The organism is Magnetospirillum sp. 15-1 (assembly GCF_900184795.1).
Classification (GTDB): Bacteria; Pseudomonadota; Alphaproteobacteria; order Rhodospirillales; family Magnetospirillaceae; genus Phaeospirillum.
Window position 1 is genome coordinate 88,686 of the sequence record NZ_FXXN01000023.1, and the last position, 13,859, is coordinate 102,544.

At 66.1% G+C, this 13,859-nt stretch carries 11 protein-coding genes; 2 read left to right on the forward strand and 9 right to left on the reverse strand.

Translation table 11 applies throughout. The features are described 5' to 3' along the window. Positions 1-11 precede the first annotated feature (11 nt). Both CP958_RS09960 and CP958_RS09965 read left to right on the forward strand, forming a co-directional pair. The gene (locus CP958_RS09960; protein WP_096701818.1) at positions 12-1,259 is read left to right on the forward strand and encodes an ABC transporter permease; all 1,248 of its coding nucleotides are present in this window, start codon (positions 12-14) and stop codon (positions 1,257-1,259) included. After that, positions 1,259-1,933: an ABC transporter ATP-binding protein gene (locus tag CP958_RS09965; protein ID WP_096701819.1), complete on the forward strand. Its 675-nt coding sequence runs from the start codon at positions 1,259-1,261 to the stop codon at positions 1,931-1,933. Before CP958_RS09960 ends, CP958_RS09965 begins: the two co-directional genes overlap by 1 nt. Positions 1,934-1,940: 7 nt before the next feature. On the opposite strand, the gene CP958_RS09970 is transcribed toward CP958_RS09965, so the two are convergent. The 9 genes from CP958_RS09970 to nuoL all read right to left on the reverse strand — a co-directional run bounded on the left by CP958_RS09970 (position 1,941) and on the right by nuoL (position 13,859). Further along, on the reverse strand, positions 1,941-2,576 hold the full coding sequence (locus CP958_RS09970; protein WP_096701820.1) for a response regulator transcription factor: 636 nt from the start codon (positions 2,574-2,576) through the stop codon (positions 1,941-1,943). Positions 2,577-2,996: 420 nt separating this feature from the next. Continuing rightward, on the reverse strand, positions 2,997-3,488 hold the full coding sequence (mobB, locus tag CP958_RS09975; protein ID WP_096701821.1) for a molybdopterin-guanine dinucleotide biosynthesis protein B: 492 nt from the start codon (positions 3,486-3,488) through the stop codon (positions 2,997-2,999). Between the two features lie 39 nt (positions 3,489-3,527). Next, a complete protein-coding gene (locus CP958_RS09980) occupies positions 3,528-5,585 on the reverse strand; it encodes a methyl-accepting chemotaxis protein (RefSeq protein WP_096701822.1) in 2,058 nt (685 codons plus the stop codon). Between the two features lie 151 nt (positions 5,586-5,736). Further along, positions 5,737-7,386 carry a ribonuclease J gene (locus CP958_RS09985; RefSeq protein WP_096701823.1) on the reverse strand — a complete coding sequence of 550 codons (1,650 nt, stop codon included), beginning with the start codon at positions 7,384-7,386 and terminating at the stop codon, positions 5,737-5,739. Further along, positions 7,383-8,165 (reverse strand): type III pantothenate kinase, encoded by a 783-nt coding sequence (locus CP958_RS09990; protein WP_096701824.1) that lies wholly within the window; start codon positions 8,163-8,165, stop codon positions 7,383-7,385. Before CP958_RS09990 ends, CP958_RS09985 begins: the two co-directional genes overlap by 4 nt. A 12-nt stretch (positions 8,166-8,177) precedes the next feature. Next, on the reverse strand, positions 8,178-8,924 hold the full coding sequence (locus tag CP958_RS09995) for a biotin--[acetyl-CoA-carboxylase] ligase (protein ID WP_096701825.1): 747 nt from the start codon (positions 8,922-8,924) through the stop codon (positions 8,178-8,180). Further along, complete coding sequence (gene nuoN, locus CP958_RS10000) at positions 8,921-10,384, reverse strand: NADH-quinone oxidoreductase subunit NuoN (RefSeq protein WP_096701826.1); 1,464 nt, start codon at positions 10,382-10,384, stop codon at positions 8,921-8,923. The genes CP958_RS09995 and nuoN overlap by 4 nt, the downstream gene beginning before the upstream one ends. 13 nt (positions 10,385-10,397) lie before the next feature. Continuing rightward, positions 10,398-11,912, reverse strand: coding sequence for an NADH-quinone oxidoreductase subunit M (locus CP958_RS10005; protein WP_096701827.1), 1,515 nt, complete (start codon positions 11,910-11,912; stop codon positions 10,398-10,400). Between the two features lie 18 nt (positions 11,913-11,930). Further along, entirely contained in the window at positions 11,931-13,859 is a 1,929-nt protein-coding gene (gene nuoL / locus CP958_RS10010; RefSeq protein WP_096701828.1) for an NADH-quinone oxidoreductase subunit L, read from the reverse strand.

Sequence of the window (13,859 nt, forward strand, 5' to 3'; positions counted from 1 at the left end):
GAGGACGCAAGGTGCTGCCGCTCGGTCTTTCCATCGCGCTCCAGCACCTGAGCCATCGGCGGCGCCAGACCCTGGTCTCGCTGCTGGGGGTATCGCTGGGCGTCGCCTTCTTCATCGGCATCTCGGCCATGATGCAGGGCTTCCAGCGCGACTTCATCGCGCGGATCATCGACGTGCAGCCTCACATCATCGTCAAGGACGAAGTGCGCGCCGCCCCCCGGCAGGCGGTGGAGCGCGCCTATCCCCTTGGCGCCGTCGCCCTGCGCGGCCTCAAGCCACGGGAGGAGGTGCGCGGCATCCGGGGCGCCCGCAACATGCTGGCCACGCTGGAGGAGATGCCGGGTGTCCGCGTCGCCCCGGCGCTGTCGGGCAACCTGCTGCTGCGCTTCGGCGGCAAGGATGTCTCGGTCAACGTCACCGGTATCGTCCCTGAACGCGAGCGCCACGTCACCCATCTGGAAAAGGACCTGCTGTCGGGCTCGCTGGACGCGCTTTACACCACGTCCAACGCCATCATCATCGGCGAGGGCATCGCCACCAAGGCCGGCATCCGCAAGGACGACCTGATCTCCGCCGTCTCGCCGGTGGGGGTGGTGCTGAAGATGAAGGTTGTCGGAATCTTCCGCAGCAACATCACCCTGATGGACAATTTCGAGACCTATACCCTGCTGAAGAAGGCGCAGATCCTCCAGAACCGCGCCAACGTCATCAACCGCCTCAACCTGCGGCTCGAGGACGTGGAGCAGGCCGGCACCCTGGCCGCCGACATCGAGCGGCGGTTCGGCTACCGCTCCGAGCCCTGGCAGGAGCAATCGCGCAACGTACTGGGCATCTTCGTCATTCAGAACGCCATCATGTATTCCACGGTCAGCGCCATCCTGATCGTCGCCTGCTTCGGCATCTTCAACGTCATCTCCACCGTGGTGTTCGAGAAGACCAGGGATATCGGCATCCTGAAGTCCATGGGCTTTCGCGATCGCGACATCCGCCGCATCTTCGTCATGGAGGGACTGATCGTCGGCATGATCGGCACGGTGATCGGCTGGCTGATGGGCTGGGGCCTGATCGAATTCATGGCCTCGCTGGACTTCCAGATGGAAGGCTTCATCAAGGCCCAGGGCTTCGTGCTCTACCGCACCCCCAGGCACTACGCCATCAGCGCCGCCATGGCCATCGCCTCGGCCACCCTGGCCGCCTGGGTGCCCGCCCGGCGGGCCTCGCGCCTCAATCCGGTGGACATCGTCAGGGGGGCGGGGTGATGGAGGAGGCCATCCAGGCGCGCGGCGTCACCCGCGACCTGCCCGGCCCGGTGCCGGTCACCCTGGTGCGCGATATCGACCTGACCATCGGGCGGGGGGAATTCGTGGCGGTGACCGGGCCGTCGGGTTCGGGCAAGTCGTCGCTGCTCTACCTGCTGGGGTTGCTCGACGTGCCGACCGCCGGATCGGTATGGCTGCAGAGCAGGGATACCGGCGGGCTTTCCCCCGACGCCATGGCCGAGTTGCGTCTGGCCTGCATCGGCTTCGTCTTCCAGTTCCACTTCCTGCTGCCGGAATTCACCTGCCAGGCCAATGTGGAAATTCCCATCCGCCGCCTGGGCAATCTGAGCGATTCCCAGGCGCGCAAGCGGGCGACGGAATTGCTGGACTCGCTGGAACTGGCCGACCACCGGCGCAAGTATCCCGACCAGTTGTCGGGCGGACAGCGTCAGAGGGTGGCCATCGCGCGAGCCCTGGCCAACGATCCGCCGCTGGTCCTGGCCGACGAGCCCACCGGCAATCTGGATACCCGGACCGCCCATCTGGTGTTCGAGCTGTTCCGCGACCTCGCCCACCGGCAGAACCGCACCGTGGTGGTGGTTACCCACGATGCGGAACTGGCGCAGACCGCCGACCGCCGCATCCATCTGGTGGACGGGCGGATCGTCGACTGAGCGGAGGTCAGACCCCCATCTTGGCGGCGAGAATGGCGGCCTGGGTGCGATTCTCGCAGCCGAGCGCGCGCAGGATGGCGGTGACGTGCAGCTTGACCGTGATCTCGGCCAGGCTGAGGTCGCGGGCGATTTCCTTGTTGGACTTGCCCTGGCGCAGCATGGCCAGAACATCGCGCTGGCGGGGCGTCAGCAGGGAATGCAACTGCTCGCCGTTGATGTCGCCCGCCGCCGGAACAGGAGAATCGGGAACGATGATATGGGGGCTGACGAAGGTGTCGCCCTCCAGCACCGAGCGGATACCGGCCATCATGGAGGCGCTGCCGGCCGATTTGCAGATATAGCCATGGGCACCCGCGTCCAGCGCCTTGCGCACCGTCTGCGGCTCCTCGGAAGCGGAGACCACCACCAGATAGACGTCGGGAGCCGCGCGCCGTACGGCACCGATGGCGGAAAAACCATCCATTCCCGGCATGGAAAGGTCCAACAGCGCCACGTCGAAATCACCGCCGCCACGCACCAGATTAAGCACCTGGGTAAAGTCACTGGCCTCGACGATGTCGAGAGGCTCGTTGGATAGGCTTTCCAGAACCATGCGTACTCCTTCACGGAACAACGCATGATCGTCGGCAAGAAGAACCTTCATTGCGCAAAATCCCCAATAAGTTCAGCCGCCCGGTCTGATCGAACCCCTCGACCGGACCGCACGGGAGCCGCGTCACACAGTCGACGCGAACCACATCTTCCCTCCGGCCCACCGCGCCGCCCCCATGGCGGGCCCGGCCAACCGGCAAACCCCAGAACCCGTAATACTTTAATCATGCTTTGGTCCAGGGAGCAACGCCGGATATGCAAGAGCATGACAGATATTCGCCAATATAAAATATCACTCCTGGATATGAATCACATTTATCAGCATAAGTTGAATCTGTCGGAATGCATAGACGGCCTTCATCAGGTGGACACCCGACGTCCGCAGCACGCCCCCGCATTTTTTCTGGCAGTTTCTTTGGTTGAATTTATTATTCTAACGGTTAGGCCTTTAACCGATACAAATAATCACAACTCAAATTTGGCAATACTGGCAAATATAGGCGGCGATGCCAGTGATGTCATCACGATGAAATCGTGGCAACGCAACGGCGCTCACCGGTTCATCCGAGGCCAGGGCGACAATGCTTGCTTCCCCGGGCGCCAGCATGGACTTGCCCAGTGACGGGTCCCAAACTTCCAGCTTGGGATGGGATGCCCATTTGTATCCCTCGATGAGCAGCAGATCGATGCCGGCGAAGCGGCCCATCAGCCAGTCGAGGGACGGCTCGGTTTCGTCCAGATGGATTTCGTGGACCAGGGCGAAGCGGCGGGGCGAGGCCATCACGCACTCCACCGCGCCGGCACGGGCCAGCGCCCGGCATTCCTCGTCGCCGACGGCCGGATCGTGATGGGTGTGCTTGACCGTGGCGACCCTGATCCCCGCCCCGACCAGGGCGGGGATCAGCCGGGTGAGCAGGGTGGTCTTGCCGCTGCCGCTCCAGCCGGCGATTCCGAAGACTTTCATGGCGGCCAGGGTATCAAACCGGCCGCCATGGGCAAGAGCCTATCTCCGGACGGTCAGCAGGAAGGTGTCGACCTCGTGGTTCAGGGCGGTGGCCGGGCGCGCCAGATTCTTGGCCGCCCAGATCACCCGGATGGCGGCGGCGCAATAGCGCACCGCCGCCTGGGTCACCGAGGCGACGCCGTCGCCCACCACGGCGGCATCGCCGTCCATCTCCTCGACGCATTGCTCGATACGGCCGGTGACCTCGCGCTGGCGGGCCACGGCGTCCGCCACTTCGGCGGCGATGCGGTCCATGCGCAAGATGGCCTCGCCGATACCCTCGATGGCCGAGGCCGTGTCGGCGGTGGCCCCCTGGATCTCGGCCACCTGGTCGGCGATCTCACGGGTCGAGCGGGCGGTCTGGTGGGCCAGGTGCTTCACCTCACCTGCCACCACGGCGAAGCCCTTGCCGGCCTCGCCGGCCCGCTGGGCCTCGATGGTGGCGTTGAGCGCCAGCATGTTGGTGCGCTGGGCGATCGCCTCGATCATGGTCACCACCCGGCCGATGCGCCCGGCCACCTGGGACAGGCTCTGAATCCGCTCGGTGGTCGAGGACAGCCGGGTCACCGCGTCCTGGGCGATGGCCGCCGCCCCCTCGGCACCGGCCGAGATTTCCCGCACCGAACCACCCAACTCGGTGGTGGCCTCGGCCACGGCGCGCACCGTATTCCGGCACTGGCGGGCCGCCTCGGCCACCGCCATGGCGCTGCTCTTGCCGCTGTCCGAGCCCGAGGTCATGCGTTCGGCGGTATCTTGGATACCGACCGCATTGGAGGCCACCAGATCGGCGGTGCTCTTCACCGCCTGCTCGAAGCCTTCGGCCAGGGCCAGCAGGTGGGTGCGGTTGGCGGCATCGGCCTTGGAGCGGATGGAGTGCTGTTCCTCCTGCAGCCGCACCATGGCGATGGCGTTTTCCTTGAACACGCCCACGGCGCGGGCCATGTCGCCGATTTCATCCTTGCGCCGGGTGCCGGGTACCGCCACCGCATGGTCGCCGTGGGACAGCCGTTCCATGGCGTCCTGGATCAGCCGTACCGGCCGGGTGATGGAGCGGGCGATGATCAGGCAGGCGGCCAGGAAGGACAGCCCGGCCAGCATACCCACCAGAGCGACCTGCCGGCCGGTGGCGCGGCGCTCGGACTCCTGGGCGGCGATGGCCTCGGCCATGCCCTCGCGGGCAAAGGCCAGCACACGCTGCATGACCGGCTGCAGGGCCTGAAAGCCCGTCCGCACCTCGCCCAACTCGGCCTTGACCGCCTGGGCGCCGGCGGCGAAAGCCTGGAGATCATCGCCATAGACGGCGGTCAGCCGCCGCAGGTCGTCGCGGGTGGAATTGGGCAGCGCCGAGGAATCGAGCGCCAGGTCCAACTGCCCGGCGGCGGCCCGATGCCGCCCCAGGGCATCCCCCTGCCCGTCCAGCATGAAATCGCGCTCGGCCAGACGCATCTTGACCATGGCCAGCGACAGCGGCGCCGAGCTCGGCCACATGGCCAGTTCCCGTTCCACCGCCCGCGTGGATTCGTTGAGACGGGCCCGCAGGCCGGCTTGCGGCGACAGGCCGAGGCGCGTCATCTCGCCCTCCAGCCGGTCGAAGGACTCGGCGATGGCCTCGACGCCCACCTGGGCCTCGCCCACCGCCTGGGCCATGGGGCCACCCGCCGACAGTTCGGCCACCGCATCCAGCCGTTCACGGATCTGCTGCAGGTCGCGTTTCAGGTCCTCGGCCACACCGGCATCGTGCTCGCGGGCGAACATCTCCATCAGGTTCTGCGCCGCCGCCGAGCGGGCGCGCACGTCGCCGGCCAGATCGTTGAGGCGACGATAGGAATCCTGGGATTGCAGCATGGCCTCGATACGCTGGCCGGCCGCCAGATACACGGTGCCGAACACCACCGAGGCGACCAGCGCCAGAACGACCAGAACGATGAAGCGGCCGCGGATGGGCAGGTCGGCCAGCAGCGGCACCTCGCCCACCCGCAGCCCGTCGCGCACCCAGGTCCACGAAATGGGGCGAAGGCCGAAAGAATCGGCGGTTACGGCATCCTGCTTCACGGTCATGTCCTTCAGGCTCGATGATCCCCCTTCCCCCGGACGGGATCATAGGGACCAAGCGGGACTCTTCCGTGTCAGCACGATGACGGTTTGATGACTCAGTCATTCACCTTTGAAGCACCGTCCGCTCCCGCCCCGAGCAGGAACTCCCCCGGGATCACACCCGAACGAGATGGACGTCGGTGATGGGCTTCTTGCCGTGGGTGTCGCGCAGCGAGCGGCGGACCGCCAGCCGGGCGGCCTCGCGGACCACGCCGTCGTCGCGCCGCACCTTCGGCGGCAACTCCTCGATGGCGTCCCTGACCGCTTCGACCACGGCGTCGTGCTCCTCCGCCTCGTGACCGGCGTCGAGCAGGCCAAGGGCGGTGAGCTGCGGGTCGCCCAGCAGCTTGCCCACCTTGTCCAGCACCACGGTGACCACGGCGGAGCCGTTGAACACCATGCGGCGGCGATTGCGCAGAATCTCGGAATCCAGCCGCACGATACGCGGGCCGTCCACGCACAGCTTGCCGGTGGGCACGTGGTCCACCACCTCCACCGGACCGGGGGCGAGGCGCAGCATGCTGCCGTTGGAGGTCTCGATGGCCTCCTCCACCCCGCAGGCCCGCGCCAGCCGGGCGTGCTCCTGCAGGTGGCGGGCCTCGCCATGCACCGGAACGGCGATGCGCGGCCGCAGCAGGCGGTACATCTCCTCCATCTCCTCGCGGGCGGGATGGCCGGAGACGTGGACGAACTCGTCCTTCTCGGTCACCACCTCGACCCCCAGGCGGACCAGATCGTTCTGCAGCCTGAAGATGTCCTTCTCGTTGCCGGGAATGATCCGCGACGAGAAGATGCAGACGTCGCCCTTGCCCAGGTTGACGTGCGGATGGTCGCCAGACGCGATGCGGGCCAGGGCGGCGCGCGGCTCGCCCTGGCTGCCGGTGCAGATGTAGACCACCTTGTCCTTGGGCAGGTAGGCGGCGTCGTGCTCGGTCAGGAAGGGCGGCAGGTCGGCGAGATAGCCGTTCTCGCGCGCCGCCTTGTCGATACGCCACAGCGAGCGGCCCACCAGGGCGACGCTGCGGTCGTTGGCCATGGCCGCCACGGCGATGCTTTCCACCCGCGCCACGTTGGTGGCGAAGCACGATACGGCGATGCGCCCCGAGAAACGGCCCAGCAGCTCGATCAGGCTGCCGCGCACCTGGGATTCCGAGCCGGAATGGCCCTTGGTGAACACGTTGGTGGAATCGCCGATCAGGGCCAGCAGCCCCTCCTTGCCCACCCGGCGCAGCGCCTCGGTATCGGTGGGCAGGCCCAGCAGCGGATCGGGATCGAACTTCCAGTCGCCGGTATGGACGATGGTGCCCAAGGGCGTGCGGATGGCCAGCAGATTCGGCTCGGGAATGGAATGAGTGATGGAGATCATTTCGATCTCGAACGGTCCCACCGCGAAGCGCGAGCCCAGTTCAACTACATTGAGAGGCACCTGGGTGTGCAGGCCGGTCTCGTGCAGCTTGGCGCGCAGGATGGAGGCCGAGAACGGCGTCGCCCACACCGGGCAGCGCAGACGGTCCCACAGGTACTGGATGGCCCCCAGGTGATCCTCGTGACCGTGGGTCAGCACGATGCCCAGCAGCTTGTCGCGGCGCTCCTCGATCCAGGCGGGATCGGCCATCACCACGTCGACCATGGGCATGGTCTCGTCGCCGAACGACACGCCGCAATCGACCATCAGCCACTTGCCGCCATAGCCGTACAGCGCCAGATTCATGCCGATCTCGCCGACACCACCCAGCGGCAGGAAGAGGAGTTCGCCCTGGCTCATCCCCGCACCGGGGCGGAATTACGGCGGTTGATCTCCAAAAGGCCGCGGAGCGTCAGATCGGCGTCAAGCGCGTTGATCACCTTGGTGGCCTCGGCGAACAGCGGCGCCAGACCGCCGGTGGCGACCACCAGCATCTCCGAGCCGAACTCTTCCTTGATACGCTTCACCAATCCCTCGATCAGGCCGACATAGCCCCAGAAGATACCCGATTGCATGGCCGGCACCGTGGCCCGGCCGATCACCTGACGCGGCCGCCCGATGGCGACGCGCGGCAGTTTGGCGGCGGCCATGTGCAGCGCCTCCAGCGACAGGTTGATGCCGGGTGAAATGGCGCCGCCACAGTAATTGCCGTCCGCATCCACCACGTCGAAGGTGGTGGCGGTACCGAAATCGATGACGATCAGCGGCCCCTTGTAGTACTTGTGCGCCGCCACGGCGTTGACCAGACGGTCGGCGCCCACTTCCTCGGGGCGGTCCAGCAGGATGGACAGGCCGAGATCGACGCCCTCGTCGCCCACCACCAGCGGCTCGCACTTGAAGTAGCGGCGGCACAGCGTCTTCAGCCCGAACACCATGGCCGGCACCACGCTGGCGATGATCGCTGACGAAATGTCGAGGCGGTTCAGCCCCTCGATGGTCAGCAATTGGGTGAGCCACACCCCCAACTCGTCGGCGGTGCGCTCGGAATCGGTTGAAGCGCGCCACTCGCCGCGCAGGGTGTCGCCGTCATAGACCGCGAAGACGATATTGGTGTTGCCCGAATCGATGGCCAACAGCATGGGTAAGCTCCGTCACAATCCCGGAAAGAACACGTCGCCGGCCAGCACCCGGCGAATACCGGCCGCCCCCTGGTCGAGCAGCATACCACCTTCCTCGTCGAGGCCTTTGAACACGCCCGACAGCGTTTCGGCCTCGAGGCGGACCAGCGCCGCCTCGCCCAATCCCCGCGCCCGGCCCAGCCAGGCGGTGCGGACGGGCGCGAACCCCTCGGCCCGCCAGCGCTCCAGCCAGGGGCCGAAATGCCGGCACAATCCGCCCAGCACACCGGCAGTATCGCCGCCATAGCCCGCTTCCACCAGCGCAATGGCCGCATACAGGGCCTCGGCCGGCGCCGGCCGGTTTTCCACGTCGACGCCGATGCCCAGGACCAGCCAGCCGTCTCCGGCGCTCTCCAGCAGCATGCCCGCCACCTTGCGCCCGTCGATCAGCACGTCGTTGGGCCACTTGCAGCGCACATCGTGACCGGGAACCAGTTCGTCAAGGGCCTCGGCCAGGGCCAGGGCCATCACGAAGCCGATCTGAGCCGCCTCGGCCAGCGGCCGCTGGATACGGATGGCGAAAGAGGCGTGCAGGTTGCCCTCGGGGCTCTCCCACACCCGGCCGCGCCGGCCGCGGCCGGCGGTCTGGCGGCGCGCCGTCACCACCAAAAGATCGGCGGCGGAGCCGTCCTCGACCCGCCGCCGCGCCTCGTCGTTGGTGCTGCCGACGCTGTCCAGCCCCACATGGCTGAACGGCGCCGACAGTTCGAAGGTGGTCATCCCGCCGCCGGGAACAGCACCTGGGCCGCCGCCTTGGCGCTGGTGACCAGTGGCGCCGGGATCAGGGTGAAGGCCAGGATGACGATGGTGGAAACCGCCATCACCAGGGACATGGAGGTGCCCACCGGCTTGTCGAAAGCTTCCACCGGCTCATCGAAGTACATGACCTTGATGATGCGCAGGTAGTAGTAGGCGCTCACCACCGAGGACAGCAGGCCGACGATGGCCAGAGTGAACTGGCCGGCCTCGACGGCGGCCATGAACACGTAGAACTTGCCCCAGAACCCGGCCAGCGGCGGCACGCCGGCCATGGAGAACATCAGCACCGCCATGACGAAGGCCATCATGGGATGGGTCTTGGACAGGCCGGCCAGATCGTCGATGCCCTCGACCATGCGGCCCTTCTGGCGCATGGACAGGATCACCGCGAAGGTGCCCACGTTCATGAACAGATAGATGGCCAGATAGATCAGCACGCCCTGGATGCCCAGCGTCGAACCGGCGGCGATGCCGACCAGCACGAAGCCCACATGGCCGATGGACGAATAAGCCATCAGACGCTTGATGTTGGTCTGGACCACGGCGGCGAAGGCGCCGACGAACATCGAGCCGATGGCGATGAAGGTCACCACCTGACGCCACTGCTCCACCAGATCGGCGAACGGGCCGGTCATGACGCGGACCATCAGGCAGAGCGCGGCGATCTTGGGGGCCACGGCGAAGAACGAGGTCACCGGAGTGGGCGCCCCCTCGTACACGTCGGGAGCCCACATGTGGAACGGCACCGCCGAAACCTTGAAGCACAGACCGGCCAGCACGAAGACCAGACCGGCGATGACGCCCATGTTGGGCTTCACCGGGTGCTCGTGGCCGCCGGAGAACAGGTTGGCCAGGGTCTCGAACGAGGTGGAGCCGGCGAAGCCATACAGCAGCGAGATGCCGTAAAGCAGCAGGCCCGAGGCCAGGGAGCCCAGCACGAAGTACTTGAGGCCCGCCTCGGTGGCCCGCGCGTTGTCGCGGTTGTAGGCGGCCAGCACGTAGAGCGCCAGACTCTGCAGTTCGAGGCCCAGATAGAGGGCGATGAAATCATTGGCCGAAATCATCATCATCATGCCGAGCGTGGCGAACAGCACCAGCACCGGGTATTCGAAGCGGCCGATCTTCTCGCGCTCCAGGTAGGGCAGCGACATGGCGGTGGCGATGGCCGAGGCCACCAGCACCAACCCCTTGGCGAAGCCGGCGAAGCGGTCGGCGACGAACAGACCGTTGAAGGCGGTCAGCCGCTCTCCTCCTAAGGACGACACCAGCACCATGGCGGCGCCCAGAGCCAGGATCACCAGGACCGACACCGACTTGGTGCTGTCCTCCTTGCGGAACACGCCGAGCATCAGCAGGGCCAGACCGGCCACTGCCAGGAAGATCTCCGGCAGCACCGGGACGAGGTCGAGAGTCTTGATCACGTCAGGGTCCCCCTCAGCGGGCTGCCAGCGTCAGGCCGTCATGGGCGGCCCGAGCAAGCTCGTAATTTGAAATCAGCTTGGTCACCGATGCATGCATCGGCTCGAGGAAGGTGCCGGGAGCGACACCCATCCAGATGGTCATGACGATCAGCGGCGCGAACACCGCGATTTCGCGCGGGGTCATGTCGAGAATGCCCTTCAGGTCCTCGCGGGTCAGGCGGCCGAACACCACCCGGCGATAGAGGTACAGCATGTAGGTGCAGCCCAGGATCAGGCCGGTCGCGGCGAAGAACGCCACCCAGGTATTGACCTGGAACACACCCATCAGCACCAGGAACTCGCCGACGAAGCCGGCGGTGCCCGGCAGGCCCACCGAAGCCATGGTGAACAGCATGAACACCACGGCATAGATGGGCATGCGGGTGGCGAGGCCGCCGTAACGGGCGATCTCACGGGTGTGCATGCGGTCGTAGATCACGCCGACGCAAAGGAACAGGGCGCTGGCCACGATGCCGTGGGACAGCATCTGGAACAGCGCGCCCTCGACCCCCTGGGTGGTCATGGCGAAGATGCCGATGGTCACGTAGCCCATATGCGCCACCGACGAATAGGCGATCAGCTTCTTTATGTCCTCCTGCACCAGCGCCACCAGCGAGGTGTAGATCACCGCGACGATGGACAGCGTGTAGATCAGGGGGGTGAAGTACACCGACGCTTCGGGCAGCATGGGGATGGAGAAGCGGATGAAACCGTAGGCCCCCATCTTCAGCAGCACGCCGGCCAGGATCACCGAACCGCCGGTGGGCGCTTCCACGTGGGCGTCGGGCAGCCAGGTATGCACCGGCCACATGGGGACCTTCACCGCGAACGAGGCGAAGAAGGCCAGCCACAGCCAGAGCTGCATCTTGAAGGGGAACGAATGGGCCATCAGCGACGGGATGTCGGTGGTGTGGGCGTCGAAGTACATGGCCAGCATGGCGACCAGCATCAGCACCGATCCCAGCAGGGTGTACAGGAAGAACTTGAACGCCGCGTACACCCGGCGCTGTCCGCCCCACACGCCGATGATGATGAACATCGGGATCAGGACGGCCTCGAAGAAGATGTAGAACAGCACCAGATCCAGCGCGCAGAACATGCCGATCATCATGGTCTCGAGGATCATGAAGGCCACCATGTACTCCTTGACCCGCTTTTCCACGCTGCCGAAGGCGGCGAGGATGCAGATGGGGCACAGGAAGGTGGACAGCAGCACGAACCACACCGAGATGCCGTCAACGCCCATGGAATAGGCGATGGTGGTTCCCGGGAACCACAGCGCGGTCTCCTTGAGCTGGAAGTCCGGCGAGGCGCCGTTGAACTTCGTCAGGATGAACAGCGACACCACGAAGGTCGCGATGGAGGTGAGCAACGCCACGTTCCGGGCGTTGCGCGCCACCACCTCGGTTTCCCCGCGGATGGTGAGGATGAACAGCGCTCCCAACAAGGGCAGGAACGTGGTTAGCGAGAGAAGGGGCCAGTCGTTCATGGGGCGTCTTCCTCGTCCTCAGCGCGCGTTGAAAATGTACCAGGTGACGAACGCCGCCACGCCGATCAGCATGGCGTAGGCGTAGTGGTAAAGGTAGCCGCTCTGGGCGCGAGCCACCTTCTGGGCGACCGCACGGGTCGCCGCAGCCACGCCGTCCGGTCCCACGCCGTCGATCAGCGCGCCGTCACCACCCAGCCACAGACCGCGGCCGATTTTGAAGGCGGGCTTCACGAAGAGCAGGTCGTACAGCTCGTCGAAATACCACTTGTTCAGCAGGAACCGGTAGACGCCCTGGAAAGCGCCGGCCAGTGCCACCGGGAGACCCGGAGCGAACACATAGAAGAGGTAGGCCAGGGCGATGCCCGACACCGCCACCACGGTGGGCAGCAGGGCCACCCAGGACGGGACGTGGTGGGCATTCTCCAGCGAGGGGTGAGCCTCGGTGACCAGGATGGCGGAGCGCCAGAAGTCGTGGCTGGCATGGCCGACGAACATCTCGTAGCCCGCCCAGCCGGCGAACAGGGCGCCGGCGGCCAGGAACAGCAGCGGGATCAGCATCACCGCCGGGCTCTCGTGGACGTGCGCCATCACATGCTCGTCGGCGCGCGGCCGGCCGTGGAAGGTCAGCAGCAGCAGGCGCCAGGAGTAGAAGGCGGTCAGGAAGGCCGCGAAACAGCCCAGCCAATAGGCGCCCTGGCCGGCGATGGTGTGCGACGCCCAGGCGGCTTCCAGGATGGTGTCCTTGGAGTAGTAGCCGGCGAAGAACGGAATGCCGGCCAGCGCCAGGGAGCCGATCCACATCAGCACCCAGGTGACCTTGACGTGCTTCCAGATGCCGCCCATGCGGCGGATATCCTGCTCGTCGCTCATGGCGTGGATCACCGAACCGGCGCCCAGGAACAGCAGGGCCTTGAAGAAGGCATGGGTCATCAGGTGGAAGATGGCGGCCTGATAGGCCGACACGCCGATGGCGAAGAACATGTAGCCCAGCTGCGAGCAGGTGGAGTACGCGATCACGCGCTTGATGTCGTTCTGCACGCAGCCCACCGTCGCCGCGAAGATGGCGGTGGCGGCGCCGATCACGGTCACCACGGTCAGCGCGGTGTCCGAGAATTCGAACAGCGGGCTCATGCGGGCGACCATGAAGACGCCGGCGGTGACCATGGTGGCGGCATGGATCAGGGCCGAGACCGGGGTCGGGCCCTCCATGGCGTCGGGCAGCCAGGTGTGCAGACCCAGCTGGGCCGACTTGCCCATGGCGCCGACGAACAGCAGCAGGCAGCAGATGGTGATGGCGTGCCACTGGACGCCGAAGAAATTCACGGTGGCGGCGGCCTTGTCCGGGGCGGCGGCGAAGATGGCGTCGAAGCCGACCGAGCCGAACAGGAAGTAGACGCCGAAGATGCCCAGCGCGAAGCCGAAGTCACCGACACGGTTGACCACGAAGGCCTTGATGGCGGCGGCCGAGGCCGAGGGCTTCTCGTACCAGAAGCCGATCAGCAGGTAGGAGGCGACACCGACGCCCTCCCAGCCGAAGAACATCTGCACCAGATTGTCCGAGGTCACCAGCATCAGCATGGCGAAGGTGAACAGCGACAGGTAGCTCTGGAACCGCCAGATGGACGGGTCGTGGCTCATGTAGCCGACCGAGTAGACGTGCACGGCCGCCGACACCCAGGTGACGACGATCAGCATCACGGCGGTCAGCGTATCGACCTTCAGCGACCAGTTGACGGTCATGGTGCCCGAACGGATCCACTCGGCGATCACTACGGTCTGGGCCTCGCCGCCCAGGGCGACCTTCTGGAAGATCAGCCCGGCCATCACGGCGGAGGCCACCAGCAGGGTGCAGGTGACGATCTGCGCGCCGCGATCACCGATGAAGCGGCCGAACAGGCCGGCGACGACGGCGCCAAGGAGCGGCAGGAATACGGTTGCAGTGATCAT

Excerpts from the sequence above, each read along its gene's own strand:
- CP958_RS09965 (WP_096701819.1), top strand. The coding sequence starts at position 1,259 with ATGGAGGAGGCCATCCAGGCGCGCGGCGTCACCCGCGACCTGCCCGGC.
- CP958_RS09970 (WP_096701820.1), bottom strand. The coding sequence starts at position 2,576 with ATGAAGGTTCTTCTTGCCGACGATCATGCGTTGTTCCGTGAAGGAGTA.
- mobB (WP_096701821.1), bottom strand. The coding sequence starts at position 3,488 with ATGAAAGTCTTCGGAATCGCCGGCTGGAGCGGCAGCGGCAAGACCACC.
- CP958_RS09980 (WP_096701822.1), bottom strand. The coding sequence starts at position 5,585 with ATGACCGTGAAGCAGGATGCCGTAACCGCCGATTCTTTCGGCCTTCGC.
- CP958_RS09985 (WP_096701823.1), bottom strand. The coding sequence starts at position 7,386 with ATGAGCCAGGGCGAACTCCTCTTCCTGCCGCTGGGTGGTGTCGGCGAG.
- CP958_RS09990 (WP_096701824.1), bottom strand. The coding sequence starts at position 8,165 with ATGCTGTTGGCCATCGATTCGGGCAACACCAATATCGTCTTCGCGGTC.
- CP958_RS09995 (WP_096701825.1), bottom strand. The coding sequence starts at position 8,924 with ATGACCACCTTCGAACTGTCGGCGCCGTTCAGCCATGTGGGGCTGGAC.
- CP958_RS10005 (WP_096701827.1), bottom strand. The coding sequence starts at position 11,912 with ATGAACGACTGGCCCCTTCTCTCGCTAACCACGTTCCTGCCCTTGTTG.
- nuoL (WP_096701828.1), bottom strand. The coding sequence starts at position 13,859 with ATGATCACTGCAACCGTATTCCTGCCGCTCCTTGGCGCCGTCGTCGCC.